Genomic DNA, 25,907 nt, shown 5'->3' on the forward strand with positions numbered 1-25,907 from the left:
GAAGCAGCCGGATCAAACCGGGATAATGACCGTCATGGTTCCACCGAACAAATCACCAATGTCAGAAGAACACAAAGCTGCACTTGCCAGAGGTAGGTCTGAGGGAGCGGCGGTAAGGGCTTATCTCGAGGCCCTCGAGACCCATCGCCCCAAGCGTGGCCGCAAGCGCACAGTCGAGGGCATCAAGGCCAAGCTCGAATCGATCGCCTCCGAGCTCGAATCGGCCACCGGCATAGCCAAGCTCGACCTCATGCAAGAGCGGCGAGATCTCGAAAAAGAACTCCAGGAGCGTGAGGAGATAGTCGACATCTCTTCACTTGAACAAGGCTTCATTTCAGTCGCAAAGGATTACGGCGACCGCAAGGGCATCGAATATGCCACTTGGCGAGAATTTGGTGTCTCAGCTGCAGTGTTGAAGTCGGCTGGCATCAAGAGAGGCTCCTGACTCAGCCAAATCAATACGGTGGATCTTCGAAGGTCGGCGGCTCCAGGGTCGCCGGCCTTCGGCTTTTTGGTCGCGCCGGTCAAAGGATCGGTTCAGGCACCTCAGCCGCGGCATCGGGGTCGGTCGCAAGCAGCTCTTCGATGCGGCCCACCACGGCGGCCACCTGTTCACCCGCCAGGCCCACGAACTGAAGCCGGTCGCCTATCAGCGACCCGATCTCGGTGCGGTCCAGCGGGAAGTCCGGATCGTCTGCAAGGTCGTCCAGCATCGTGTTGTCGGCGGCCCGCTCACGCATCGCCAGCGCCGCGGCAACGGCGTGCTTCTTGATGATCTCGTGAGCATGCTCGCGGCCAACTCCGGCCTTTACGGCCGCCACCAAGAGCTTGGTCGACGCCAAGAACGGCAGATAGCGCTCGAGCTCTCGTCCGAGCATCTCGGGGTAGGCCCCGAGGTCGTCCAACACAGTCGCAGCGGTTTGCAGGGCTCCATCGGTCGCGAAGAATGCGTCGGGCAGCAGCACTCGCCTGACGACCGAGCAGCTGACATCACCTTCGTTCCACTGGTCGCCGGCAAGACTCGAGGCCATCGTGAGGTGCCCGCGCAAGATGGTCATGAACCCACCGATCCTCTCGGTCGAGCGGGTGTTCATCTTGTGCGGCATGGCAGACGAGCCGACTTGGCCGGGCCGAAATCCCTCGGTCAGCAGTTCGGCTCCGGCCATCAGGCGAACCATCAGCGCCATGTTGGCCAGCGGCGAGACGATCTGGCAAAGGGCCGACACCACCTCTAGGTCCAGCGATCGCGGATAGACCTGACCGACACTGTCGAACGTGGCGGAAAATCCCAGTTCGTCGGCAATCGACCGCTCGATGGTGTTGGCGGCCTCAGCCGTACCGAGCAACTCGACCTGATCGAGTTGGGTGCCCACAGGGCCCTTGATGCCCCGTAGCCGATAGTTGTCCAGCAAGGCGTCGAGCCTGTCGATGGCGCTGATCAGTTCGTCGGCCAGCGATGCGAAGCGCTTGCCCAGGGTCGTCGCTTGGGCGGCGACGTTGTGAGACCGGCCGGTCATCACAAGCGACGAGTACTCGCCGGCCCTCGCGCCCATTCGCGCCAGCACGGCCAGAGCGCTGCGACGCACCAGCAGCAGCGAGTCCTTGATCTGGACCTGCTCGACGTTCTCGGTCAGGTCGCGGCTGGTGAGGCCCTTGTGGATGTGCTCGTGGCCGGCCAGATCGCAGAATTCTTCGATCCGGGCCTTTACGTCGTGAAGAGTGACCCTCTCGCGCTCGCGGATCGATCCCAGGTCGACCTGGTCGACAACCCTTCTGTAGTCGTCGACGACCTTCTGTGGCACCTCGACCCCAGCGGCGCGCTGGGCCTCAAGGACCGCAATCCAGAACTGGCGCTCGCGAACCACCTTGGCTTCTGGCGACCAGATCGCACACATCTGCGTGCTGGCATAACGATCGGCCAGAACGTTGGAGATCGCGGGTTTGGCAGACACCGTCAGCGCCCGAGCTGCAGGTATTGCTCTCGTCCCGGGCCAACACACACCAGGCCTACGGGTACACCGACTTGCTGCTCGAGGAAGCGGATGTAGTCCATTGCCCGCGGCGGCAGTTGGTTGGCCTCGGTGATGCCAGACAGATCTTCTTCCCACCCCGGGAGCTCGACATACACCGGCTTGGCCTTCTCGAGGTCGGCGAATCGATCGGGCATCACGGAACGCTCGACGCCGTCTATCTCGTAGGCGACGCATACCTTGATCGTTTCGAACGAGTCGAGGATGTCGAGCTTGGTGAGGGCAATCTCGGTGAGGCCATTGAGCCGAGCCGCGTGGCGACCCATGACGGCGTCGAACCAGCCAGGACGGCGCCGGCGGCCGGTGTTTACGCCATACTCGCGGCCCCGCTCGACGAGGATGTCGCCGGTGTCGTCGAGCAGCTCGGTAACAAACGGGCCGCTGCCAACCCGGGTGACGTAGGCCTTGGTGATACCGATGATGCGGTCGAACACGTTGGGCCCGACACCAGCACCAACCGCGGCGAACCCGGCTACCGGATTGGACGAGGTCACGTATGGATACGTTCCGTGATCGACGTCGAGGAAGGTCGCCTGAGCACCCTCGAACAAGATTCGCTCACCGCGATCGAGCGACTGATGAATCATGTCGATGGTGTCCGCCACATACGGCAGCACTCGGGGCGCGATCTCGTCGAGGAACTGCTCGGCCAGCGCAGCCGGATCGAAGCCTTCGTGGCCGTGCACCTCGCGCATCAGGTGGTTCTTGTCCAGCAGCGACGCCGCCACCATCTGCTTGAACGTCGCCGGATCTGCGAGATGCTCCATTCGCACACCCAGACGAGCGGTCTTGTCCGAGTAGGCCGGGCCGATGCCGCGCTTGGTGGTTCCGAGCTTCGAATCTCCCAGGCGTTCTTCGCTCAACGCGTCGAGTACCTGGTGGTACGGCATGACCAGGTGGCAGTGCGAAGAAACCCTAATGCGGCTGCAGTCGACACCCTTTCGTTCGAGCGTGTCGATCTCGGCCAGCAAGGTGACGGGGTCGACCACGACACCGTTTCCGATGATCGGCGTCACATGGTCATAGAGGACGCCGCTGGGTATCAGCTGCAGGGCGAACGTCTCACCATCGACCACGAGAGTGTGGCCAGCGTTGTGACCCCCCTGATACCGAACCACGAGGGTCGATTCCTTGGCCACCACGTCTACGACGCGGCCCTTGCCCTCGTCGCCCCATTGGGTACCAACCGCGATAGAAGCAGGCACACGGTCTCCAAACGTCGGGTGTGCACGACGTTGGACGATCCTATATCTCCCCGGACTCGCACCTCACCGAAAATGTGCTTTCCGGATGCAGCGACGACCTGCCGCGCGAACATGGACCCGTGCGCCACGTCAGCAACTCACTGCGGTTCTTGAGCCGGCAGGCCCCGCTGGCCTCCCGGCTGGAGGCCTTGCTTCGGATGTGGAGCCAGCCCCAGCGTGCCTATCACGACACGGAACACCTCGACCGGATGTTGGGCGCGACCACTTGGTTGGCCGACGAACTCGACGTTCGCGACCCTGCGGTGAAGGTGTCGCTCGAACTGGCCGTGTGGTATCACGACGCGGTCTACGACGCTCAGTCGACCGACAACGAGGCTCGCAGCGCCGACCTGGCCCGGCAGTCGCTGGGCGGGCTCGTGCCCGAGGCCACTGTCGAGCAGGTGGCCCGGCTGGTCCTGTTGACCGCCGGACACTCGGTGGCCGAAGGGGACCTCGAAGGTTGCCTGGTCGTCGACGCCGACCTGTCGATCCTGGGCGCCGAGCCGGCGGCTTACGACAGCTACAGAGGAGGAGTGCGCGCTGAGTATGGGCACCTGGACGATGCGACATTCATCGCCGGACGCTCGGCCTTCCTGAGGGGAATGCTCGAGCGCAGCCGGGTCTTCAACACGGCGCCTGCACGTTTGGCATGGCAGGCCCAGGCCCACGAAAACATGGCCCACGAACTCGAAGCGCTCGCCCGATCCTGAACTCGGTTTTGTGCCTCAGACCTGGTGGGCTGGCACCCGCACCCGTACTTCGAGTTGACCGTCGACCACGTCGACCTCGGCGACAGAATCGTCCTCGACCGGCCGGCTGAGCAGGATCATGGCAAGTCGATCGACGATCTCTCGCTGGATGGTGCGCTTGAGCGGTCGTGCGCCAAAGGCCGGGTCGTAGCCAAGGTCTGCCAGTTTGTTGATGGCCTCGGTGCTGACGTCGAGTTCGATTCCCCGATCGTCGAGACGATGGCGAACCGCCTCCAACTGCATCTCGACGATGGGCGCCATGTTTTCGCGCGTCAGCTCGTGGAACCTGACTATGTCGTCGATGCGGTTGATGAACTCGGGACGGAAGAAGTCGGCCGGGTCGCCCGGCAGGTTCGACGTCATGATCACCACGACGTTGGTGAAATCGACAGTGCGCCCCTGTCCGTCGGTGAGGCGTCCGTCGTCGAAGACCTGCAGCAGCACGTTGAACACGTCCTGGTGGGCCTTCTCGACCTCGTCTAGCAGGATCACCGAGTAGGGCTTGCGACGCACGCTCTCGGTGAGCTGGCCGCCCTCGTCGTGACCGACATAACCCGGAGGCGCCCCGATCAGGCGACTGACCGAGTGCTTCTCCATGTACTCGCTCATGTCGATGCGGATCATGGCGCGCTCGTCGTCGAACATCACCTGGGCCAGAGCCCTGGCCAGTTCGGTCTTTCCGACGCCGGTGGGGCCGAGGAACAAGAAGGTTCCGATGGGCCGGTTGGGGTCGGACAGCCCGGCCCGGCTGCGGCGGATGGCGTTGGCCACCACCGACACCGCGTCGTGTTGTCCGACGACACGCTCGTGCAGCAGCGTCTCGAGGTGCACCAGCTTGTCGGCCTCGCTCTCGAGAAGGCGCGACACCGGTATGCCGGTCCAGCGGGCGACCACCTCGGCGATGTCCTCTGGCTCGACCTCCTCCTTCAGCATCCTCTGCTCGGCCTGAAGCCGGCGAAGCTCCTCGGTGGCTGCATCGACACGTCGGGTCAGCTCGGGCAGCTTTCCATAGCGGATCTCGGCGGCCTTCTCGAGGTCGACTTCGCGCTCCAGCTCACCGTTGAGACGCTCGATCTCGGACTTGATGGCACGGATCTTGTCGATGGCGGCCTTCTCGAGCTCCCAGTGGGCGGTCATGCCCGCCAGCTTCTCCTTGTCGTCGGCGAGCCTTGCCTCGATCTCGTTGCGGCGCTCGACGCTGACCGGATCGCTCTCCTTGGCCAGTGCCACCAGCTCGATCTCGAGCTGACGGATACGCCTGTCGACCACGTCGATCTCCATCGGCATCGAGTCGATCTCGATGCGCAGGCGACTTGCGGCCTCGTCCATGAGGTCGATGGCCTTGTCTGGCAAGAAGCGGTCGCTCAGGTAGCGGTCGGACAAGACGGCAGCACTCAGCAGAGCGGCGTCCTGGATTCGCACACCGTGATGAACCTCGTAACGCTCCTTGAGCCCCCGAAGGATGGCCACGGTGTCGGTTACCGAAGGTTCGCCGACCAGTACCGGCTGGAAGCGTCGCTCGAGCGCCGGGTCTTTTTCGATGTGGGCGCGGTACTCGTCGAGGGTGGTGGCGCCGATCATTCGCAGCTCGCCACGGGCGAGCATCGGCTTGAGCATGTTGCCCGCGTCCATGGCCGAGTCGCCGCTGGCGCCGGCACCGACGATGGTGTGGAGTTCGTCGATGAAGGTGATGACCTCGCCGTCGCTGTCCTTGATCTCGGCCAGCACCGCCTGAAGGCGTTCTTCGAATTCGCCGCGGTATTTGGCCCCAGCCACCAGCGCAGACATGTCGAGCGACACCAGCCGCTTGTGCTTGAGGCTCTCGGGAACATCGCCTTCGGCGATACGCCTGGCCAAGCCTTCGACGATCGCCGTCTTGCCGACCCCAGGCTCGCCGATGAGCACCGGGTTGTTCTTTGTGCGCCTGGACAGGACCTGAATGACCCTGCGCACCTCGTCGTCGCGGCCGATGACCGGGTCGAGCTTGCCCTCGAGAGCTGCCTGGGTGAGGTCGGTTCCGAACTTCTCGAGCGACTCGAAGGTGTCTTCGGGCCGCTGGTTGGTGACTCGCCGGCTGCCACGGATCGAGCGCAAAGCTTCGATGACCTGCTCGCGGGGCACATCGATACGTGCCCGGCGATCGGAGTTCTCGGGACCGTTGGCCAGCGCCACGACGATGTGTTCGGTGCTGAGGTACTCGTCGCCGAGTTCGACCCTCACGGTGTCTGCGGTTTCGATGACCGAGATGAGGTCGCGACTCATGCGCGGCTCAGAGCCCCCGTAGCTGCTGGGCAGACGTTCGATCGCATCGGATGCAGCGTTGCGAAGGGACAGGGGCTGGAGGCCGAGCTTGGTCACCAGCGGAAGCACCACACCTTCTTCCTGGCCCAGCAGGGCGGCGAGAAGGTGGTCGGGGGTGACCTCGGGGTTGCTTGCATCGCGAGCCGCTGTGAGCGCGGCCGCCATGGCCTCCTGGGTCTTCAGGGTCCAGCGGTTCGGATCAATTGCCATGATCTGAGTATACCCCCACCATCAGGAAAGTTGATAGTGCTGTTATCAGGTTTTCGCCCTTTGTCTTCGGTCTAGGGATGGAGAACCTCGACCCTGTCGACGACGTCCCAGTCGCCGTCGGTGCGCTGCCCCAACACATGGGCAACCGCTCGCTCGGGCCAACCCAGCAGGGCCTGCTCGGCCGCAGACCGAGCGGCGTCGAGGCTGTCGAATCGCTCTTCGAGATCGTCGCCATCGCGACCACGGCCCTTCGCCGGACCGATCCTGACCAGGTATGGCCCGCTGACCTGGGCCATACGTCGATCGTTGACCTTGTTGGAGACGAACAATGCGACGCCGAACAACAGGATCGACGCACCCAGCAGTGCCAGCAGCAGCGAGACCAGCTCGATGATGTCCACCTAACGTCCGCCTCGGGGGTGAGCCTCCCAGCGCACCACGGCCTGCTGTAGCGGCACCAGATCGCGCCGATGCTCGCGCCTGACCTCTTCGATGGCCGAAGCTGCCTGCTGGCGGATCTTGGCTATCTCGGATCGAAGCCGTTCGTTCTCGGCTTCCAGGTCCAGGACGCGCTTGACGCCCGCCAGATTGAGACCCTCGTTGGTGAGCTCTTGGATGCGCTGGAGCCTTTGGATGTCGCGGTCGCTGTACCGGCGGCTGCCGCCTGGGGTGCGCGCCGGCTCGACCAGACCCTTGCGCTCGTATATCCGCAGGGTCTGGGCATGGACCCCGGCCAATTCGGCCGCGACCGAGATCACGTAGAGGGCCCTTGCGATTTCGCTCTTGCTGTCTCCAGATGGGGTCATGGGATCGTCCCGGATATCGATGTGCTGGTTTGGCGGCCTAGGCGTTGTCGAGATGCTCGCGCGGCGACCAGTCGGTCACCTCTGCAAGCGCCTCTATTGCCTCGCGCTCTTTCTTGGTGAGCTTCTGGGGAACGACTACCTCGACGGTCACCAGCAGGTCTCCTGTGCCCTTAGAAGTTGCCACACCCCGACCTTTGACGCGGAATGTCTTGCCCGAACGTGTGCCCGGAGGAACCTTCAACGTGACGGTCGAGTTGTCGAACGTCGGCACTTTCACAGATGCGCCCAACGCGGCCTCGGGGAACGAGATGGGCACCGTGATGGTGAGATCGCGTCCCGAGCGGCCGAAGATCTCGTGCGGCTGAACGTCGATGACGACATAGAGATCGCCAGGTTCGCCTCCGCCTCGACCCGGGCCGCCCTTTCCCTTGAGACGAATGCGCTGGCCGTCGTCGACGCCGGGCGGTATGCGCACCTTCACCTCACGAGTGCGACGCTCGATGCCGGTCGCCGTAGGAACGTCCGTACTGAGATGCACGGTCGTGGTGACGCCGTTGACGGCTTCGTTGAAGCCCAGATGCAGGCGAGCCTCCTGATCGACACCGCGGATGCCCGCGCTGCGCGCTCCGGGGCCACCCCGCCTACCGAACAGCCCGCCGAAGATGTCGCCGAGACCGCCCACGTCTGACATGTCGTCGAAGCGCACCTGGAAGCCACCGGGGGCGCCGGTGAACGGACCGCCCGAGAAACCCGCCGCGCCGGGGCCGATGCGCCTGGCCTCGTCGTATTCCTTTCGGGTCTCGGCATCGCCGACGACGTCGTAGGCAGCGGAGATCTCTTTGAACTTCTCGTCGTCGCCACCCGTGGCATCGGGGTGATACTCGCGGGCGAGCTTGCGATATGCCTTGGTGATCTCCTTGGCGGTTGCGTCCGGCTTCACGCCAAGGGTCGCGTAATAGTCCTTGTCGAACCACTCACGTTGCACCGCCACGGGTCACCTCCTCTCAGGCGGACGGTTCGTTGTTGATGTAGGTCGGATCGACAGAGCTCAGCCCTGGACCTTGACCATCGCTGCTCTGAGGACCCGCCCCTGGAAGGTGTATCCGGGCCTGAACTCTTCGGCCACGACCGGGTCGCCGTCGCCGGCCTCGTGCATGACGGCCTCGTGCACGTTTGGATCGAACACTTGACCCTCGGCGGCGACGCGCTGGAGCCCCTCGCGTTCGAGCACGCTGTGCAGTTGGCTGCGGATGGCGGTGATCGCCTCTTCGCCTTGGGCCACAGCCGAGTCGCATGCGTCGAGAACGGGCAGCAAGGCCTCGGCCAGGCGTTGGGCCCCCGCAGCCGCTCGCTCGGCAGCCTCGGCCGTGCTGCGACGCCGGAAGTTGTCGAACTCGGCCTGGATGCGCTGGGCGGTCTGCAGGTATTCGTCGCGTTGAGCCGTCACCTGCTCGAGGCTCGAGATCAAATCCTCGACAGTGATGTCGTCGACCTCGGTCGGGGCGGCTTCTTCGGCTGCCCCGACCGGATCGGGCGCGACCTCGGACCGGACACCATCGTCGACGTCGGGTTCGTTGGTCGGGTCGTTGCTCACTGGTCGTCTTCCACGATCTCGGCGTCGACGACGTCGTCATCGGACGAAGAGCCACCAGATGAAGACTCGGTGCTCTCGGCCTGCTGGGCAGCGTTCTCGTAGACCTTCTGGAAGAAGGCCTGGCTGACCTGGCCGAGGGCGTCGGTCTTTTGCTTGATCTGGTCGATGTCTTCACCTTCGAGGGCGGCCTTGAGTTCGCTCAAGGCAGCCTCGACCGGCTGGCGGTCGGCCTCGGGCATCGACTCGCCGTGGTCGCGCAGGGCCTTTTCGGTCGAGTAGACGAGGGCGTCGCCGTTGTTACGGACCTCGGCCTGCTCGCGGCGCTTGCGGTCTTCCTCGGCATGGGCCTCTGCATCCTTGATCATCGACTCGATGTCGTCCTTGGACACGGACGACTGCCCGGTGATGGTGATGGACTGCTGGTTTCCGGTGGCGCGATCCTTGGCCGAGACATGGACGATGCCGTTGGCATCGATGTCGAATGTGACCTCGATCTGGGGCACTCCGCGAGGAGCGGGCGGCAGGTCGACGAGCTGGAACTTGCCCAACGTCTTGTTGTAGCTGGCCATCTCGCGCTCGCCCTGCAGCACGTGGATCTCGACCGAGGGCTGCATGTCTTCGGCGGTGGTGAAGGTCTCGGAGCGCTTGGTCGGGATGGTCGTGTTGCGCTCGATCAGCTTGGTCATGAGACCGCCCTTGGTCTCGATGCCGAGCGACAAGGGGGTGACGTCGAGCAACAAGACGTCTTTGACCTCGCCCTTCAGCACGCCGGCCTGCACGGCAGCGCCGACGCCGACGACCTCGTCGGGGTTGACGCCCTGATGCGGGTCTTTGCCCGTGAGCTCACGGACGAGGTCCTGAACGGCAGGCATGCGGGTCGAGCCGCCGACCATGATGACGTGGTCGACGTCGCTCTTCGACAGGCCGGCGTCCTTGATGGCCTGCTCGAAAGGCGACTTGCAGCGGGCGACGAGGTCGCTGGTCATCTCCTGGAACCGGGCCCTGGTGAGCTCGTAGTCGAGGTGCAGCGGCCCGGCGTCGGTGGCGGTGATGAAAGGCAGGTTGATCTGGGTGCTCGTCTTGGACGAGAGCTCCTTTTTGGCCTGCTCGGCAGCTTCCTTCAGCCGCTGCTTGGCCATGGCATCGGCGCCGAGATCGACACCGTGCTCGCCCTTGAACTGCTTGATCAGCCAATCGATGACGGCGTTGTCCCAGTCGTCGCCGCCCAGGTTGGTGTCGCCCGACGTGCTCTTGACCTCGAACACACCATCACCGATCTCGAGGACCGACACGTCGAACGTGCCACCGCCGAGGTCGAACACCAGGATGGTCTGATCTTCGTCTTCCTTGTCGAGGCCATAGGCCAATGCGGCCGCGGTCGGCTCGTTGATGATGCGAAGCACCTCGAGGCCGGCGATCTGGCCGGCTTCCTTGGTGGCGGTGCGCTGCGAATCGTCGAAGTATGCGGGAACGGTGATGACGGCCTGGGTGACCGGCTCGCCGAGGTAGGCCTCTGCGTCGCGCTTGAGCTTCTGAAGGACGCGCGCCGAGATCTCAGAGGCGGTGTAGTTCTTGCCGTCGATGTCGATCTTCCAGTCGGTGCCGATGTGACGCTTGACCGACGAGATGGTGCGAGCGGGGTTGGTGACGGCCTGGCGCTTTGCGACCTCGCCGACGAGAACCTCGCCGCTCTTGCTGAAGCCAACGACCGACGGGGTGGTACGGGCGCCCTCGGCGTTGGCGATGACGGTGGGTTCGCCACCCTCGAGGACGGCGACGACGGAGTTGGTTGTACCCAGGTCGATTCCTACGGCCTTGGCCATTGTGCGATGTCTCCTGTGGTTGCGAGAACCGGACCGGCGGCCCGGCTGTTTCGCCAGTGTGGCGGGGAATCACGCGGATTCCGCCTCACACTGACAGGGACAATCATAAAACCTGAGTGTGGTATTTACAACTTGTTTGATTGGTGGCCGTGGAATCGTCGTCAGTGCCTTGGAGCAGCCTCCATCAGGTATCCGCGGTGGCGCACCGTGCGAATCAACAGGCCCCTCGGCTCGACCCGTCGGCGAAGCCGCAGAATGCGCACGTCGAGTGCGTTGCGTGTGGGCATGCCACCTGGCCATCCGGCGCGGGCCAGTTCGGTACGGCTCGCCACCGCACCCATTCGCCTGACCAGGTGTTCTGCCAGCCGAGCCTCCACCGGCGGCAGCGGCACCTGATAGCCGTCGTAGCTCAGAACTCCGTCTTCGTCGATGCTGGGCGAGTTGATCTGCTCGGCACGCCGAGCCAGGGTTCGCACCCTGGCCTCGATGTCCTCGTCGGTCGCAGGCACGCGAATCCAGTCCTCGAGCGGGTCGGCCACCAGCGGCGGCGCCGAACCGTTACTGACGATCAGAAGCCTCGGCAGGTTCTCTGCCGAGAGATCCCGGCGGAGCTGATCACCGCCGGGCCAGGGAACTTGTACGACCTCCATCGCCGGAAAGCTAAAGAGGGTGTGTGACGTGAGTGTTTCGCGAATATGAACGGCTCTGACGCATTGTTGGGCACGGCCGTCGAGAAATACCTACACTGCGCACATGGGGCGCACTGAACACATCGGATTCCTCTCCGATCTCGATCTCTTTTCCGGTTGCTCGAAGAAGGAGCTCGACCACATCGCACGCGTTGCCGACGAGGTCGATATGGCGGCTGGTGCCGTCATCGTCGACCAAGGCGACCAGGGAACCGAGACATTCGTGGTCCTGGCCGGCGAGGCGGTGGTCAAGCGCAATGGCCGCAAGATCGCCACGCTGGGCGCCGGTGACTCGATCGGCGAACTGTCGCTTCTCGATCACGGCCCACGCACCGCGACGGTGGTGGCCGACTCCGACGTCAAGCTGCTTCGCATCAAGTCTCGCGACTTCCAGAAGATTCTGAAGGACTCGCCGACGATCGCCATCAAGCTGGCCGGAACGCTCGCCAGCAAGGTGCGCGATCTCGACCGCAAGATCTTCGGCTGACAATCCACGTTCGATCGCGGGCCGCGGCTCGGATACGGTTTGCGGCGTGAACATTCGCCGCATCAAGCCACATCAGCTGGTTCTCGCCTTCGGTGCCGTCATGGCCACGGTCACCGTCTTGTCGGGAATCGCCGCGTCCGTGTTCGAATTCGAAGGGGACTCGCCGATTCACCGCACGGTGTTCGGCAACATCCCCACGGGGCTGAAGATCGTCTTCTACACGGTCATCCCGGTTCTGCTGGTCTACGGCGCCTGGATGTTCGCCATGCGCGTCAAGAACTGGGAGCGGGGCCAGCCCGATCGTCGCCAGCTGCGCGCCGACAACGCCCACCGCCGCATCAAGGACTGGCGTGCCGGCGTGCTCATGCAGACACTGCTGCGCGATCCCGGCGCCGGTCTCATGCACTTGATGCTGTACTACGGCTTCTTCATCCTGCTGGGTGTCACCACCACCCTCGAGATCGACCACCAGTTGCCGACCGAGCTCAAGTTCCTCCACGGCGGCGTCTACCAGGGCTTCGCGTTTGTCGGTGACTTCGGCGGCCTCATCTACATGATCGGCGTGGTTTGGGCCATCATCCGCCGCTACGTCCAGCGCCCCTACCGAATCCGCATCAAGACCAGGCCAGAACACGCTGTGGTGCTCGGCGTGCTGTTCGCCATCGGTGTCACCGGCTTCCTCGCCGAGATGTTCCGCATCGCCGTAGACGGACGCCCCGATCACGAGAAGTGGTCGTTCATCGGCTATCCACTGTCGGGGTTGGTCGACAGCGTCGATGCGGTGGCAGGTTGGCATCAGGCGATGTGGATCCTGCACGTGGTCAGCTTCATGGCGTTCCTGGTGATCCTGCCGATCACGATGCTGCGCCACATGTTCACCTCGCCGCTGAACATGTACCTGAAGGACAAGGACCGCCCCAAGGGCGCCATGCGGGCGATGCCCAACCTGATGGAGACCGAGCTCGAGAGTTTCGGCGCAACCGAGATCGCCGACTTCACCTGGAAGCAGCTGCTCGACACAGACGCATGCACCATGTGTGGGCGCTGCACCTCGGTGTGTCCGGCTCACGCCACAGGCAAGCCACTCGATCCGCGCGAGATCGTGTTGAAGACCGGCGAGGTCATGGCCCGCACCGGTTCGCCTGCCGTCACACCCCCGATCGGTGTCGACAAGGACATCACGGTCACCGCCGACAGCGTCTTCGAGCGCATCACCACCGATGAGATCTGGTCGTGCACCAGCTGCAAGGCGTGCGACGAGATCTGCCCGGTCAACATCGAGATCCTCGACAAGATCCTCGACATGCGCCGCTACCTCACCCTGATGGAGTCCGATTTCCCGAGCGAGCTCGGCGGTGCCTTCCGCGGCATGGAGAACAACTTCAACCCGTGGAACATCAACAACGCCGAGCGCGGCGACTGGGCCGAATCGCTCGACTTCGTCAACATCATCGACGGCGGCGACCCATTCGAGGCCGAGTACCTGTACTGGGTCGGCTGCGCCGGCGCATTCGACGACAAGAACCGCAAGGTGTCGGAAGCCACCGCCAAGCTCCTGCATCGGGCTGGGGTCGACTTCGCGATCCTGGGTCCATCCGAGATGTGCACCGGCGACTCGGCCCGACGCTCGGGCAACGAGTACCTGTTCCAGATGCTGGCGATGCAGAACATCGAGATGCTCAACGAGATGGGCGTCAAGAAGATCGTCACCCAGTGCCCGCACTGCTTCAACACCCTGAAGAACGAGTACCCCCAGCTCGAGGGGCACTACGAGGTCATCCACCACAGCCAGATGCTGAGCGATCTGATCGATTCGGGCCGACTCGATCTGGCGGGCGCCCGCCTCGACGAGCGGGTGGTGTACCACGACAGCTGCTACCTGGGCCGCCACAACGACGTCTACAGCGCTCCCCGTAAGGTCATCGGCTCTCTGGCTGGTGTCGAGATCGTCGAGGCACCGCGCAACGGCACCAAGGGAATGTGCTGCGGCGCTGGTGGCGCCCGGATGTGGATGGAAGAACACATCGGCGTTTCGGTCAACGAGGCCCGGTCGGCCGAGCTGATGGAGACCGGAGCCACCCGCATCGCAACCGCCTGCCCGTTCTGCTACGTGATGATGGACGACGGCACCAAGCTCAACGGCGCCGACGAGAGCCTGAAGGTCGCCGACATCTCGATGCACCTGCTGGAGGCCATCGAGAAGTCCGAGGCCGGCGGTGGCGGAAGGGTCGAGACCCCCAGCGAGTTGCTGTACGACACGCCTCTCGCCGGTGGCGGTGCGCCCGTGGCCACGCTGGTAGCTCCGGCAGAGGTAGTCGAGACGGCCGAGACAGCTGCCGTCGAGGCCGCTGAGGTCGAGGCCGTTGAGATCGCGCCAGACGATCTGAAGCGCATCAAGGGCATAGGCCCTGTGCTCGAGGCCTGGCTGCACACGAAGGGCATCGTCACCTTCGAGCAAATCGCAGCACTGTCCCAGGAAGAGATCGACGCCCTCGAGGAAGAACAAGACTTCCCCGACCGCATCGACCGTGAGAACTGGAAGGGTCAGGCGGCCGACTTCGCCGCCGAGAAGAACCAGAACTGACGCTGGCCTCGGCCTACTGAGTGCCAGGAAGGGTGACGATCTAGCCGCTCGCTGCGGCCGGGTCGTCACCCTTTCCGGTTTTGCGGGTCAAGGCGATCGCTGCGGCAACCGCGTACAGCGAGGCGCCGGCCGCCATGGCGGTGCTGGTCGTCGAGACCCAGGCGACCAGGGCCATCGTCGGGCCGCCCAGCGCCTGACCCAGGGCGTCGGCCTGACCGTGGAACGACAGAATCGTCGCTCGTTCTTGCGATCGGGCTCGACGGTTGACGACGACCGATTCGATCGGCTCTATGGTCGCCCTCGAGATACGCGAGACGAACTGTCCGGCGGCAGCGATCGCAAACACCGGCCCGAGGGCCAGGGCGAAGGACGCCAGGGCCGTGGTTGCGTACGCTGCCCCGATCGCGCCCGCCCCTATCTCGCGTCCGCCGAGGCGATTGACCACGCGGCCGAGCACCCACCACGAGCCGAGCTGGGCAAACAGCAGCAGCGCGCCGATGATCACCACCGGGTCGGCGAACGGCACTCCGATGTCGATCAGTCGCTTGGTGTACAGGCGATCGAGCACCTCAGACCCTGCGCCGCCGAGGAGCGCGACGAGCATCACCAACCTCACCATCGGGTACGGGCGGACGACATTCCAACCGTTGCGAGCCGTCTGCAGTGCCGACTCCGGCTGGTCTGCACCAGCAGGTTTGACCGGCTCGGGCATGACGAAGGCGAGCAGTGCGGCCGTCCCGATCGCGACCAGTCCGGCCAGGCCGATGGCCCAGAACAGGTTGATCGAGCCGATCGCCGTTCCAACGACGATGCCGACCACGAACCCGAGGCTGCGCCTGCGCGCCTGTTCGACGATCAGCTCATCGATGTCGCGACCCAGCTGGTCGGTGGCCCAGGCGGTTACCGCTCCGCTCTGGAAGGTGAAGCCCAAACCCCAGATGAACTGGCCAACCAGGAGGATCCAGTAGGTCGTCGACAAGCTGGTCAGAACACCGAGACCTACAAGCACATAGCCGATGACGGTCGACCATTTGCGGCTGTGCCGATCGGCGACAACGCCGGTGGGCACCTCGAACAGCAGAGCTGTCGCCTCCAGCACCGACCCCATGATGATGAGCCGGGTGGGTGACAGGCCTGCCTCGGTGACCCATGCGACCGTCGCTGCCACAGCGAAGCACATCATGACGAACCCGAAGACGAATCCCAGGTTCAGATAGATGCGCTCTACGCGGCCTGCTAGTTGGTCGTCGTCCATGGGACGGTCACGGTAGACCGCCGGACAGTGGGGCTTCTGATGATTTCGGCTTGTGGGTCAGCGCTTGAAGTTCTCGTGGTATCGGCTGGGGGTCGGCCCGCGCTGACCCTTGTACTTCGAGCCGAGGGCGCTGGAGCCGTACGGGGTGTCGGCCTCGGTGGTCATCTTGATAAAGCTGATCTGGCCGATCTTCATCCCCGGATACAGCGTGATGGGAAGGTTGGCGACGTTCGACAACTCGAGCGTCAGATATCCATCCCATCCGGCATCGACGAATCCGGCAGTGGTGTGGATCAACAATCCGAGGCGGCCCAGCGAGGACTTGCCTTCGATACGCCCGACCAGGTCGTTGGGAATGGCCACCCGTTCGAGGGTGGACCCGAGGGCGAACTCGCCGGGATGCAAGATGAAGGCGTCGTCTCCCTCTACGACCACCTCTTCGGTGAGGTCGGTCTGGTCTTCCTTGACGTCGATCACACGCTGGGTGTGGTTTCGAAAGACGCGGAAGGTGTCGTCCAGGTGAAGGTCGACCGACGAGGGCTGGATGCAGGCTTCGTCGAGTGGTTCGATGACGATGCGGCCGGCGGCGATCTCGTCGCGGATGGTGCGGTCGGAGAGAATCATGACCGCCGCATCGTAGTTTGGCGGCTGGGGCCGCGCCGTCAGCGGCGCTACACTCACCTGGTCGCAGCCGCCGAGGCGGCCCTGCGGGTGTAGTTCAATGGTAGAACATCAGCTTCCCAAGCTGAGAACGCGGGTTCGATTCCCGTCACCCGCTCCAAGCGAAAGCCCAGGTCAGGGGACCACGATCGGGATTCGCAGGTGGATCACACCAGGTTTCGTGCGTATAGCGTGCCTAGAACATCGGACCGTAGTAGGCACGAGAGGTCACAGGTGGGCGGCAGACCGTTCGGCAACACGCGGAAACTGCCTAGTGGGCGCAACCAGGCGCCGCTGCTGGCACCTCGGCAAGCAGGTTCCCGCCGACACGACCTTCGCCACCAAGGCAGCCACCCGAGCCTGGCACTTGGCTCGCTTCGATCCGGGCGAGGCCACGACTAACAACTTCACATACAAGTTGATTGATATGATCCAACAACTTGTTTGAGGAGCCAGACCTGGGCCAGTTGACGCCTACGAGTCCGTTTCAACCCTGCACAGGCCTTGCCGTCGTCGATCTCCCTCGACCGGTGCAAGCTGATCAACGCGCTTGCCGCTCGCATCATCGCCATGAGCCCCTCACGTCTGCGCGGCGTCGTAGACGGATACACCGCCAGTGGCAAGACCAGCTTCGGCACCAGACTTCGAGTCGACCCGGAGGCTCCTGCTCGAACCGTCCGGACCACTTGGGTCGGGGACGGTCGCTTTGTGTGGCCACGATCCGCTCACGGGGAGCCGAGGCCGAACGTCTGCACCGCGACCTGGCGGATTCTGCTCGGGACGGTTCGAGGTTCTCCTAGGCTTCCGCCATGGAAGTCGAGGTGGTGGTTGCGCACAGCGAGCGTGCGACGTTGCGTGTGGGCGAGGTCTTCCTGAAGGTCGACTCGGACCAGAACCGGATCGATGTAGAGGTCGAAGCAATGGGGTTGGCTCCGGTTCCCACACCTGAGGTGCTGTGGCGGAAGCCACCGGTGCTTACGCTCGCCGCAGCAGCAGGCCGACCGCTCGGTCATCTCGGTGATCCGTCCTCGGCGTCGACAGCTGCGTGGGTCGCTGCGGGTGCGGCGGTTCGGGCGCTGCATGACGCGCCGTTGCCGCCGTGGCCGGGGCGAGGGGTTGACGAAATAGCGGCGCGTCTCGAAGCAGAGAGTGAGTGGCTCACCGCCAACAACGTGCTGCCCACGGCGGTCGTGAGACGGAATCGAGAGCTCGCCGAGAGGGTGTTGCGGACGTGGAAACCGTGCTTCATCCACGGCGACTTACAGGTCGACCATGTCTTTGTGTCGGGCGACGAGGTGACTGCAATCATCGACTGGTCCGAAGCAGCCCAAGGCGACGCCCTCTATGACCTCGCGACGCTCACCCTCGGCTATCCCGAACGCCTCGACGATGTGATCGCCGGCTACGGAGCTGAGGTTGACCGTGAACTCGTCGCGGCGTGGTGGTCGCTGCGAAGCCTGTCGAACATTCGATGGCTGGTTGAACATGGGTTCGGCCCGATCGAAGCGATGCCCGAGGTTGGAGTGCTAATGCGCCAATGCTTCAGCACGCAGGTAGGGACCCCCGAACAGCGTCCGATCAGAAGCAGGTCCGCCGGTGCAGCCGGACGGGATACGACTACGAACTCGACCCCGCTGTAGCCGCAGAACGTTGTGGTGATGACCAGCGCCGTGGTTGAGGTGATCTCCACCGAACTCGAGAACTCCGATACGCCTAAGTGCCAAGGTCAAAGAAGACCCCGACGTCGTCAGGATAAACCTGGACCCAGTCGCCGGATTCGCGCATGAACAGGACGAAGTGCTGCTCGGACATGTCTGGGTCCGGTCGCCTGGTCACTTCGATCCCGACAATGGGAAGGCGGTCGTGGAATTGCATCTCGCCCAGCGAGAGCACAACAGCACCATTCGGGAACGACTCACCGGACAAGCGAAGTTCGGCGATCTCCTGGCCGGTCACGTAGGTGACGTCTCCAAGCTCTTGTTCGATGGCGGTACGGAGACCGGCACGATCCTCCAGTTGGAGCAAGACAGGTCGGTCCACATTCTCCGCCATGCTGACGATGGCTCGAACAGCCAACTCTTCCGAGTCGGCCGCAGCGACGTCTCGGCAGTCCGATGTTCCGCTACACCCAGAAGCGGCCAGTAGGACGACAACAAGTGCCAAGACACGCCAGCCCGACCAGGCCTTCGGAACCGATCCACTCATGAAGCATCAACATGGGCGTCAAAGGCCCCGCAATGCAGGCAGCGGAATAGGTACGCAGAGAGGTCGGCATCGCGATACCACGAGCGGAGCAGCTCCTCACACTCTTCATCGGATTCGACCCATTCACGGGCAGAACGCCGGACAGCCTCGGTGGCCTCAGGTGGAAACTCGGAGAGCTCCGTCGTCCCTACCCGGCCGACGAACTCGCAAGCGTCATCGCAGTGAGTCCGCCAGCTGGGCTCTTGCCAGCCGGTGTAGCAGGGCGTCCGCGTCGTCACGACTTCCTGGATCTCAGCCCGAAGACCGAGAACTGCAAGTCGATCAAGAAAGCTGACACCGAGCTTCGCCGCCGCGGAGCCGTCATGGATGCACCACGGGCAGATCTTCTCCGGCTCGACCCGACCCAGGCCAGACACCGGTCCTTGGTATCAGTACTCGCGAGGCTGACCGCAGACAACACACGTGATCTCTCGACTGACGATCGCCTCTTGTCGAACAGGGTCAGGAAAGCGGAAGGAAGGCAACTCGCTCATGGACCAGAAGAGTAGGGGCGCGCGGCGACTTCACGCCTTCGGCTGCAAGCCCCTGCCTGCGCGATTGAGCCTTGTCCCGGGGCTTGGACGGCCCCCGTCGACACGGCAGACTGGCGTCTTGAAAGACCAGGTCCGAGCCATCTTCATCTTCGGCGACGGAGGGGTCAACGTCGAACCGAGCGTTTCGCAGGCGGCCGCGTTCATGGAGCCCATCGACATAGAGAACGGCGAGTACGAAGCCGTGATCGACGACACGGGACGGCAATACGAGGTGAAGGTTGTAAATGGTTCCACCCGCCTCGACCGACTGACGCGGTCGATCTCGATGGCCTCATGGAGCTGATACGGAACGACCCATTGGTCCGCTCATTCGTCGACACTGACCTCGAACACCCGTTGCAGGTCGCCGTGGCCATCTCCCGTTTGCAGTGGGAACACCGCTGGCCGCGGTGGCTGAGCCGCCGCCTCCACGGAGACCATCCACCAATCACCGAGTAACTAAGCCGCCCAGTCCCAACACGGCCTCCGTGCCGGCTTCGGCTGCTGAGCCTCCTCAGCATCGACCGTAGCCTTGCCGACGAGTGTCAATCGGCGACAGTGACCATGAACACCGGCCTCCCTTAAACGTATTACACTTAAGGCCGATGGAGATCCATTCGTCGGCATATCGCCACGACCTCAACGACGAGCAGATCTCACACGCGTGGGAGAACGCACTTGGCTTCTACGACATTGACCCCGAGGACGAACCGGCAAAGGGCCTCTGCATCGGGGCCGACACCGCTGGCAACCTTCTAGAACTGCTCTATCTCCAACTCGAAGACGACGACCTGATCATCCACGCCATGCCACTCCGACCCGTGTTCCGGGCCTACCTCACCGGAGAAGACTCATGACCCGACGCACCAAGACCGGCAAGACACTCACCGACAGCGAAATCGCCGCAATCGCCGACGACTTCGAGAACGCCGACTTCAACCCCGACGACATCGAGAAGATCAAGAAGACCCGACGGCGTTCACCACGCATCGGCGACACCAAGGCCGAGGTCCTGACGTTTCGCGCCCCATCCAGCTACAAGCACCGCATCAAGGAACGAGCCGACGCCGACGCCAAGTCCGAAAGCCAAGTGATCCGAGACGCGCTCGACGCCTACCTCTGAGACATGCGCCCAAACTCCGACCGTCGAAGGCGCAAGATGCCGTCAATCACACAGAAGCATCCGTTCCGCTCGCTTCTGTTCGCGATTGGATAGTTGAGAACGCGGGTTCGATTCCCGTCATCCGCTCGCAAGCGAAAGCCCAGGTCAGGGGATCAGGGCCGGGTACCGCAGGTCATCGGCCGCAGGACTTCGCTTCGATTGTTGGAGGTCGGAGCTGGAGAACCATCGCTACGGCTGCTCGCTCTCCTGAATCTCACCCCGGTCAGGTTCGAACCCATCGAGTCAGCTCTATGCCGTCCGCGGGCGCGTTTCGTCACTTTGAGCGACGAGACGTCCGAGCTTCGTCACTCTATGTAGAGCAAGTCCGCCTGCGGGCGCGCTTTCTCACTGTGAGCGGTGATGGGACAGAACATGGTCACGTTTTGTGCAACGGCTTTGAAGATCGACGATCGACCGTTCCGGCTGATCACAACTCCTGGACCGTCACACAACTGACCAAGCCCAGCTTCTGGGGGCACCGGCCACCCGCAAGCCCCTGAACTCGCCCAGGCATAGATCCTGGAGCAAGCTGACGGTCGTCAGCCCGAGGAGAAGCCATGACGAACTCACTGCGCGACGACGAGCGCATCAGGTCCACGCTGGACCGGCTCTACGCAGCCAACGATGCCCAAGAAGCCGACAACCAGCGGTGGCTGAGCGGTGAGGGAAGCCGGTCCACGATCGGAACCGAAGCCGAGGTCGAGGCCGGACGAGCCTTCTGGGCGGACAAGTACGTGGCGCTAGATCGAGACAAGGCCGAGCTTTGTTATCTGCTGTGCCGGATGCGTGGGGCCCGGCGAATCGTCGAGGCGGGCACCTCGTTCGGTGTATCGACGTTGTTTCTCGCCACCGCTGTTCGCGACAACGGTGGCGGGGTTGTGATCGGGACCGAACGTGAGACCGAGAAGGTTGCGGTCGCTCGACAGAACTTCGAGTCCGCCGGTGTGTCCGACCTCATCGAGCTGCGCGAGGGTGATCTCAGGCAGACGCTCGGCCCTGATGACGGACCGGTCGACTTGCTGCTGCTGGACATCTGGGTTGCCATGGTGCCCGCCACCGTCGAACTCGTCGCTCCCCGCATTCCCGTCGGAGGCGTCATCATCGCCGACAACACGATCACACGCCGAGCCGATTACGAGGGACTGTTCAACTTCCTGGATGACCCCAGTAACGGCTTCACCACCATGACGCTCCCCATGAGCAACGGGCTCGAAATGGCCGTCCGGACGACTTGAACATCCCCGGAGGTTGCATTCCTCTAGGGGAATATGTACCTTGCTGAGCGTGATCGACACCGCTCTCGTCCTCGACGCCGTGGGCGAGCCAAACCGCCGCCATCTGTTGCAGCTGCTGCACCACCAACGCGAGTCGACCGTGTCCGAGCTCGTCGACGCCTCGGGCCTGCGGCAACCCCAGGTATCGAAGCACCTCAAGGTCTTGACTCGCGCGTCGCTCGTCTCGGCCCGAACCGACGGCCGCTATCGCCGCTATCGCCTCGACGGGCGAGGGTTGCAGGCCGCACACGACTGGTTTGCTTCCTTCGAGGACGTCTGGCAAGCCCGTTTCGACACCTTGGACGAACTCGTTTCCAACGACACCGAATCCAGCGCCTCCCAGGAGAACCGCACATGACCGACCACAGCACCCCAACCGACCTGTCGACCCTCGATGCCCGAAGAGGATCGGCCAAGATCGAGCTGAACGAGGACGGTTCGTCGTATCGGTGCGTCCGGGTGTTCGGCGCCCCGCCCGATCGCGTCTTCCGGGCCTTCACCGATCCGGCCGACCTGCGCATCTGGTTCCCGTCGGCCGCTCCTGCCGGTTCGGAGATGACCGTATGCGAGTCAGACCCCGTCGAAGGCGGCCGCTACCACTACGCCATGGTCATCCCCGGCTTCGGATCGATGGCCTGGTACGGCACCTACACCCACATCGACCGACCCGCTCGACTCGACGCCGACGAGTGGTTCGTGATGGGCGACGCCGATCCGACCGGCCCGGCGACCGTCCAGACGTTGACTTTCGAGCCGACCGGCGACGGGTTCACGCTGATGACGATGCAGGTCGACCTGCCCGACCCCGAGGATCCCGAGACGTTCATGGAGCAGTCGGCAGCCGGCCTCACCAGCTCGCTGGCCACGCTTGACGAACTGGTGTCGACCTGACCGCCCACGCTCCTGAGGCGAGGCGGTGAAGTAGGGTCCGCCGCATGGAGAATCGGCCGGGCGCACTAGCAGCAATTGGAAGGACCCCGGTCGCAAGGCTGTCGTCGTTTGGCGGACCCGAGGCGGCGGAGATCTGGGTCAAACTCGAGGCGGCCAATCCAACAGGCTCGTACAAGGACCGCATGGCCCTCGCCATGATCGAAGGAGCAGAGGCAAGGGGTGAGCTGCAACCCGGCCAGACCGTCGTCGAGTACACGGGCGGATCAACGGGGAGTTCGCTCGCCTTCGTCTGCAGCATCAAGGGCTACCCACTGCGGATTGTGCCCTCGAACGCGTTCGCCGAGGAAAAGCTCCTGACCATGCGCGCCTTTGGTGCCGACCTCGAACTGATCCACAGCGACGAAGGTATTCATCCCGCCCTGATCCCACAGATGCAGGCTCGCGCGGCCGAGATCGTCGAGCAGGAGGGCGCCTTTCCCACGGATCAGTTCAACAACCTCGACACACTGGACGGCTATCTGCAGATCGGCCGTGAGCTGGTCGAACAGATCGACGGCGAGATCCACGGCCTGGCCGTCTATGTGGGTGTCGGTGGCGCGTACATCGGAACGAGCCGCCCAATCAGCGAGCGTTGGCCCGACGTCATCCGCACCGTCGTCGAGCCCGAAGAATCCGCCGTCATCGCAGGACGGCCAGCTGGAAGCCACATGATCGAAGGCGGTGGGGTCGGCTTTGTCCCGCCACTCATCACACCCGACACCTACGACCGGCTCGACGCGGTGAGCACCCAAGATGCCTTCGCGGCCGCTCGCGAGCTGGCCAGGGTCGAGGGGGTCTGGACCGGCCCCAGCGGTGGTGCCAGCATCCTCGCGGCCGCTCGCCTTGCCAGGGAACTCGGACCCGGACACCGTGTCGTCTCGCTTCAGCCCGACTCGGGACTCAAATACTTGAACGGCCCTCTGTACAGGTGAACTCGGAACGACCTCGAACGCACCTTCAATTCCTGGTGCGGCTATGTTCGGCCGAGCAGTCCCCGCAACACTGAGGCGATGGAACTTCTCCCTGGAACAGATGGGTACATCGACGTCGTCGACCACGCGCTGACCACGACCCGGGCTGTGCGCATGCGGTTGGATCTGGAGAAGCCGGTCGAAGATCAGGTGCTGCTCGACTGCATCGACATTGCCGAGCAGGCACCAACAGGCGGGAACATGGGCAGCCGCCGGTGGATGATCATCCGCGACCAGGCGACAAAGGACCGGCTCGCCGAGTTGTACCTGGCGGCCGGCGGAAGCTGGGTGATCGAGACCGCCGAACGGCTCGAAGGCACCAACCACCCCAACGCGCGGATGATGCAGGGAGCGAAGCGTCTCGCAGAAAGCATCGCATCGATGCCCGCACTGGTGATCCCGACGATCATCGGCCGACACGACGGCAGCGGCCGGCCGGGGCTGTTCGATTCGGTTATCCAGTCGGCGTGGAGCTTCATGGTCGCATTGCGCAGTCGCGGGCTTGGTTCGGTCTGGACGACGATGTACCTCGGTCAGGCCGACGCGGTCGCCGAGTTGCTCGAACTGCCCGACGACGTCACCCAGATCTGTCTCTTCCCGGTGGCCTATACCAAGGGCGTCGACTTCTCGCCGTCGAAACGACGGCGTCCGGCCCGCGACATCACCTACTTCGACCGTTTCGGCCAGACCAGACCCTCGGCCGATGACCCCACACGCGTCGAGGTCGTGGCCGAGGCAGACGTCAAGGTGAGTCCCGCGGCGGTCAGCTCAGCGATCGCGGAATCCGAACTCGCCGACCTGCGTGTCGATGTCGAGCAGATTCCCGGCGGCACCAGAGTCCGGGTACACGCAGCAGGCGGAGACGATGCGTCAGCATCTCGTGCCGCACTCGATGCAAGGCTGCAGACCATCGTCGAGACCGTCAGGCAGGCGGATTGAAAGCCTTCGCTTCGCGCGGGAGTCATGGGTATGTGTCACTGGTTCGCATCAACCGCTGATGCGAGCAGCAACCCGCCGAACTGAGCGGCGAGCACCGAAATGTCGGTGTCGTGCCGGATCATCGCCTGAAGGGCTACCCCATTGCCTACGGCGATGATCAAGGCAGCCATCGCGTCGGGCTCGACCCACCTGGCGGCGACGCCGTGCTGCTTCAACCTCCCGATCAACTCGGCCAGCCTCGCCTGAAGGGAACCGAGCAACACCCGAGCTCGGTCGCCCAGAGGTCCGCCGTCGCCCGAAGCAACCAGAGCCTGGATGAAGACCGGCAGCTGGTCTCGAGAACTCTCGAAGTCGGCGACCAAGGCCTGAATCGCAGCTCCGAGACCCTGGGCAGCATCCCCGGAAGAGCCCTCGAGGGCATCTAGCACCGGAGACAACCGGGCTTCGAGCTCGCCGAAGAGAGCCTCGGCGATCAGTGCGTCCTTGCTGCCGAAGTAATAGGTGATCGAAGCCAGGTTGGCTTCGGCCCGGTTGGCGATGGTGCGGCTGGTGGTCTTGGCGAGACCCAACTCGGCAACACACTCCCTGGCCGCCCGCAGCAGCGCCCTCTGTGTTTCGGAGGACGATTCACCCGCGGATCTTCGCTGGTGCGTTGCCTCTTCGTTCATACGTTCGTATGATAACAGCATGTCCACCGAGTACGAAGCGACGTGCCCGTTCGAGGTCGAGCGGGCGACGATGGTCCATCGGTGGGACCTTCTGACCTTCATCCACTGGGCATACGAGCCCGAACACGTGCAGCGCCTGTTGCCCGAGGGGCTCACAGTCGACACCTACGACGGAAAGGCGTGGGTGGGATTGGTGCCATTCAAGATGCAGGTCCGCCTTCCGTGGGGGCCTGCTCTGCCCTGGCTCTCGAACTTCCCCGAGACAAACGTGCGCACCTACGTGACCGCCCCCGACGGAACGCGTGGTGTCTGGTCCATGTCGCTCGAGGCAGCACGGCTTGCCGCGGTTGCCACCGCCCGCACCACCTACAGGCTCCCCTACTTCTGGGCCAAGATGACCCTCGACCATCGAGAAGAGGTCTACCGCTACGAAACCGCCAGGCGCTGGCCAGGGCCAAGAGGAGTTGCGTCCGTTGTGCAGGTTCGGGTTGGCGAACAATACGCACCCGAGGAACTCGGCGCCTTCGATCACTTCCTGACAGCCCTGTGGCGCCTCTACAGCGCCAAGCGAAACGGGCTGCGATACGCCCGCGTCCAACACGACCCCTGGCCGTTGCACCGGGCCGAGCTGCTGGAGCTGGACGACAGCCTGATGGAGGCCGCCGGCCTGCCCGCCCCCACAGGCGAACCAGTGGTGCACTGGTCACCTGGAACCGAAGTGCGCATCGGCTTCCCTCACGGGCTTCGCTAGCCG

Annotated in this window: 27 protein-coding genes and 1 tRNA gene; 15 read left to right on the forward strand and 13 right to left on the reverse strand. The window is 63.8% G+C overall.

All coding sequences use genetic code 11. The annotated features are described in order from the left end of the window. Window positions 1–58: 58 nt before the first annotated feature. Entirely contained in the window at window positions 59–445 is a 387-nt protein-coding gene (locus tag R2770_11470) for a hypothetical protein (GenBank protein MEZ5281079.1), read from the forward strand. A gap of 79 nt (window positions 446–524) precedes the next feature. Here R2770_11470 and purB read toward each other — a convergent pair whose 3' ends face one another. Together purB and R2770_11480 are read right to left on the reverse strand one after the other, a co-directional pair. After that, on the reverse strand, window positions 525–1,952 hold the full coding sequence (gene purB / locus R2770_11475; GenBank protein ID MEZ5281080.1) for an adenylosuccinate lyase: 1,428 nt from the start codon (window positions 1,950–1,952) through the stop codon (window positions 525–527). Window positions 1,953–1,954: 2 nt separating this feature from the next. Further along, a complete protein-coding gene (locus R2770_11480) occupies window positions 1,955–3,235 on the reverse strand; it encodes an adenylosuccinate synthase (GenBank protein MEZ5281081.1) in 1,281 nt (426 codons plus the stop codon). A 119-nt stretch (window positions 3,236–3,354) separates the two neighbouring features. Here R2770_11480 and R2770_11485 point away from each other — a divergent pair, with 119 nt between their 5' ends. After that, on the forward strand, window positions 3,355–3,984 hold the full coding sequence (locus R2770_11485; protein ID MEZ5281082.1) for a hypothetical protein: 630 nt from the start codon (window positions 3,355–3,357) through the stop codon (window positions 3,982–3,984). A 15-nt stretch (window positions 3,985–3,999) separates the two neighbouring features. On the opposite strand, the gene R2770_11490 is transcribed toward R2770_11485, so the two are convergent. The 7 genes from R2770_11490 to R2770_11520 form a co-directional block, all read right to left on the reverse strand. After that, window positions 4,000–6,534: an AAA family ATPase gene (locus R2770_11490; protein ID MEZ5281083.1), complete on the reverse strand. Its 2,535-nt coding sequence runs from the start codon at window positions 6,532–6,534 to the stop codon at window positions 4,000–4,002. A gap of 71 nt (window positions 6,535–6,605) precedes the next feature. Further along, complete coding sequence (locus tag R2770_11495) at window positions 6,606–6,935, reverse strand: hypothetical protein (GenBank protein ID MEZ5281084.1); 330 nt, start codon at window positions 6,933–6,935, stop codon at window positions 6,606–6,608. Continuing rightward, window positions 6,936–7,340, reverse strand: coding sequence for a helix-turn-helix transcriptional regulator (locus R2770_11500; protein MEZ5281085.1), 405 nt, complete (start codon window positions 7,338–7,340; stop codon window positions 6,936–6,938). A gap of 37 nt (window positions 7,341–7,377) precedes the next feature. Further along, a complete protein-coding gene (locus R2770_11505; GenBank protein MEZ5281086.1) occupies window positions 7,378–8,331 on the reverse strand; it encodes a DnaJ C-terminal domain-containing protein in 954 nt (317 codons plus the stop codon). Between the two features lie 57 nt (window positions 8,332–8,388). Then, window positions 8,389–8,934 (reverse strand): nucleotide exchange factor GrpE, encoded by a 546-nt coding sequence (locus tag R2770_11510; protein ID MEZ5281087.1) that lies wholly within the window; start codon window positions 8,932–8,934, stop codon window positions 8,389–8,391. After that, window positions 8,931–10,757 carry a molecular chaperone DnaK gene (gene dnaK, locus R2770_11515; protein MEZ5281088.1) on the reverse strand — a complete coding sequence of 609 codons (1,827 nt, stop codon included), beginning with the start codon at window positions 10,755–10,757 and terminating at the stop codon, window positions 8,931–8,933. Before dnaK ends, R2770_11510 begins: the two co-directional genes overlap by 4 nt. Window positions 10,758–10,918: 161 nt before the next feature. Beyond that, window positions 10,919–11,407, reverse strand: a complete 489-nt coding sequence (locus R2770_11520) for a winged helix-turn-helix domain-containing protein (GenBank protein MEZ5281089.1) — start codon at window positions 11,405–11,407, stop codon at window positions 10,919–10,921. 103 nt (window positions 11,408–11,510) lie between these two features. Between R2770_11520 and R2770_11525 the strand changes: the two genes are divergently transcribed. Both R2770_11525 and R2770_11530 read left to right on the forward strand, forming a co-directional pair. Next, window positions 11,511–11,933, forward strand: coding sequence for a cyclic nucleotide-binding domain-containing protein (locus tag R2770_11525; protein ID MEZ5281090.1), 423 nt, complete (start codon window positions 11,511–11,513; stop codon window positions 11,931–11,933). A 46-nt stretch (window positions 11,934–11,979) separates the two neighbouring features. Continuing rightward, window positions 11,980–14,517, forward strand: a complete 2,538-nt coding sequence (locus tag R2770_11530) for a heterodisulfide reductase-related iron-sulfur binding cluster (protein MEZ5281091.1) — start codon at window positions 11,980–11,982, stop codon at window positions 14,515–14,517. Between the two features lie 40 nt (window positions 14,518–14,557). Here R2770_11530 and R2770_11535 read toward each other — a convergent pair whose 3' ends face one another. Continuing rightward, complete coding sequence (locus tag R2770_11535) at window positions 14,558–15,772, reverse strand: MFS transporter (protein ID MEZ5281092.1); 1,215 nt, start codon at window positions 15,770–15,772, stop codon at window positions 14,558–14,560. Between the two features lie 57 nt (window positions 15,773–15,829). Then, on the reverse strand, window positions 15,830–16,396 hold the full coding sequence (dcd, locus tag R2770_11540; protein ID MEZ5281093.1) for a dCTP deaminase: 567 nt from the start codon (window positions 16,394–16,396) through the stop codon (window positions 15,830–15,832). Window positions 16,397–16,479: 83 nt separating this feature from the next. Here dcd and R2770_11545 point away from each other — a divergent pair. Then, window positions 16,480–16,553 (forward strand) — tRNA-Gly (locus R2770_11545). A 688-nt stretch (window positions 16,554–17,241) separates the two neighbouring features. Then, window positions 17,242–18,072: a phosphotransferase gene (locus tag R2770_11550; GenBank protein ID MEZ5281094.1), complete on the forward strand. Its 831-nt coding sequence runs from the start codon at window positions 17,242–17,244 to the stop codon at window positions 18,070–18,072. Between the two features lie 73 nt (window positions 18,073–18,145). Here R2770_11550 and R2770_11555 read toward each other — a convergent pair whose 3' ends face one another. After that, a complete protein-coding gene (locus tag R2770_11555; protein ID MEZ5281095.1) occupies window positions 18,146–18,508 on the reverse strand; it encodes a hypothetical protein in 363 nt (120 codons plus the stop codon). A 780-nt stretch (window positions 18,509–19,288) separates the two neighbouring features. Here R2770_11555 and R2770_11560 point away from each other — a divergent pair. From R2770_11560 to R2770_11595, 8 genes are all read left to right on the forward strand, one after another. Then, window positions 19,289–19,513: a hypothetical protein gene (locus tag R2770_11560; protein MEZ5281096.1), complete on the forward strand. Its 225-nt coding sequence runs from the start codon at window positions 19,289–19,291 to the stop codon at window positions 19,511–19,513. A 301-nt stretch (window positions 19,514–19,814) separates the two neighbouring features. After that, entirely contained in the window at window positions 19,815–20,066 is a 252-nt protein-coding gene (locus R2770_11565) for a hypothetical protein (GenBank protein MEZ5281097.1), read from the forward strand. Beyond that, the gene (locus tag R2770_11570; GenBank protein ID MEZ5281098.1) at window positions 20,063–20,332 is read left to right on the forward strand and encodes a ribbon-helix-helix protein, CopG family; all 270 of its coding nucleotides are present in this window, start codon (window positions 20,063–20,065) and stop codon (window positions 20,330–20,332) included. Before R2770_11565 ends, R2770_11570 begins: the two co-directional genes overlap by 4 nt. A gap of 596 nt (window positions 20,333–20,928) precedes the next feature. Next, window positions 20,929–21,606, forward strand: a complete 678-nt coding sequence (locus R2770_11575; GenBank protein ID MEZ5281099.1) for a class I SAM-dependent methyltransferase — start codon at window positions 20,929–20,931, stop codon at window positions 21,604–21,606. Between the two features lie 49 nt (window positions 21,607–21,655). Then, window positions 21,656–22,003 (forward strand): metalloregulator ArsR/SmtB family transcription factor, encoded by a 348-nt coding sequence (locus R2770_11580; GenBank protein MEZ5281100.1) that lies wholly within the window; start codon window positions 21,656–21,658, stop codon window positions 22,001–22,003. Further along, window positions 22,000–22,536: an SRPBCC domain-containing protein gene (locus tag R2770_11585; protein MEZ5281101.1), complete on the forward strand. Its 537-nt coding sequence runs from the start codon at window positions 22,000–22,002 to the stop codon at window positions 22,534–22,536. The genes R2770_11580 and R2770_11585 overlap by 4 nt, the downstream gene beginning before the upstream one ends. Window positions 22,537–22,580: 44 nt before the next feature. Beyond that, on the forward strand, window positions 22,581–23,507 hold the full coding sequence (locus R2770_11590) for a cysteine synthase family protein (protein MEZ5281102.1): 927 nt from the start codon (window positions 22,581–22,583) through the stop codon (window positions 23,505–23,507). A 78-nt stretch (window positions 23,508–23,585) separates the two neighbouring features. Next, on the forward strand, window positions 23,586–24,485 hold the full coding sequence (locus tag R2770_11595) for a nitroreductase family protein (protein ID MEZ5281103.1): 900 nt from the start codon (window positions 23,586–23,588) through the stop codon (window positions 24,483–24,485). Window positions 24,486–24,520: 35 nt separating this feature from the next. Here R2770_11595 and R2770_11600 read toward each other — a convergent pair whose 3' ends face one another. Continuing rightward, window positions 24,521–25,153 carry a TetR/AcrR family transcriptional regulator gene (locus R2770_11600; protein ID MEZ5281104.1) on the reverse strand — a complete coding sequence of 211 codons (633 nt, stop codon included), beginning with the start codon at window positions 25,151–25,153 and terminating at the stop codon, window positions 24,521–24,523. Window positions 25,154–25,172: 19 nt separating this feature from the next. Here R2770_11600 and R2770_11605 point away from each other — a divergent pair, with 19 nt between their 5' ends. Further along, window positions 25,173–25,904, forward strand: coding sequence for a DUF2071 domain-containing protein (locus R2770_11605; protein MEZ5281105.1), 732 nt, complete (start codon window positions 25,173–25,175; stop codon window positions 25,902–25,904). Window positions 25,905–25,907 lie beyond the last annotated feature (3 nt).

Source organism: Acidimicrobiales bacterium (assembly GCA_041394185.1).
GTDB lineage: Bacteria > Actinomycetota > Acidimicrobiia > Acidimicrobiales > Poriferisodalaceae > JAAETH01.

Coding starts and splice junctions, on each gene's coding strand:
- R2770_11470 (MEZ5281079.1), top strand. CDS start 59: ATGTCAGAAGAACACAAAGCTGCACTTGCCAGAGGTAGGTCTGAGGGA.
- R2770_11490 (MEZ5281083.1), bottom strand. CDS start 6,534: ATGGCAATTGATCCGAACCGCTGGACCCTGAAGACCCAGGAGGCCATG.
- R2770_11500 (MEZ5281085.1), bottom strand. CDS start 7,340: ATGACCCCATCTGGAGACAGCAAGAGCGAAATCGCAAGGGCCCTCTAC.
- dnaK (MEZ5281088.1), bottom strand. CDS start 10,757: ATGGCCAAGGCCGTAGGAATCGACCTGGGTACAACCAACTCCGTCGTC.
- R2770_11520 (MEZ5281089.1), bottom strand. CDS start 11,407: ATGGAGGTCGTACAAGTTCCCTGGCCCGGCGGTGATCAGCTCCGCCGG.
- R2770_11525 (MEZ5281090.1), top strand. CDS start 11,511: ATGGGGCGCACTGAACACATCGGATTCCTCTCCGATCTCGATCTCTTT.
- R2770_11535 (MEZ5281092.1), bottom strand. CDS start 15,772: ATGGACGACGACCAACTAGCAGGCCGCGTAGAGCGCATCTATCTGAAC.
- dcd (MEZ5281093.1), bottom strand. CDS start 16,396: ATGATTCTCTCCGACCGCACCATCCGCGACGAGATCGCCGCCGGCCGC.
- R2770_11550 (MEZ5281094.1), top strand. CDS start 17,242: ATGGAAGTCGAGGTGGTGGTTGCGCACAGCGAGCGTGCGACGTTGCGT.
- R2770_11565 (MEZ5281097.1), top strand. CDS start 19,815: ATGGAGATCCATTCGTCGGCATATCGCCACGACCTCAACGACGAGCAG.
- R2770_11570 (MEZ5281098.1), top strand. CDS start 20,063: ATGACCCGACGCACCAAGACCGGCAAGACACTCACCGACAGCGAAATC.
- R2770_11575 (MEZ5281099.1), top strand. CDS start 20,929: ATGACGAACTCACTGCGCGACGACGAGCGCATCAGGTCCACGCTGGAC.
- R2770_11585 (MEZ5281101.1), top strand. CDS start 22,000: ATGACCGACCACAGCACCCCAACCGACCTGTCGACCCTCGATGCCCGA.
- R2770_11590 (MEZ5281102.1), top strand. CDS start 22,581: ATGGAGAATCGGCCGGGCGCACTAGCAGCAATTGGAAGGACCCCGGTC.
- R2770_11595 (MEZ5281103.1), top strand. CDS start 23,586: ATGGAACTTCTCCCTGGAACAGATGGGTACATCGACGTCGTCGACCAC.
- R2770_11600 (MEZ5281104.1), bottom strand. CDS start 25,153: ATGAACGAAGAGGCAACGCACCAGCGAAGATCCGCGGGTGAATCGTCC.
- R2770_11605 (MEZ5281105.1), top strand. CDS start 25,173: ATGTCCACCGAGTACGAAGCGACGTGCCCGTTCGAGGTCGAGCGGGCG.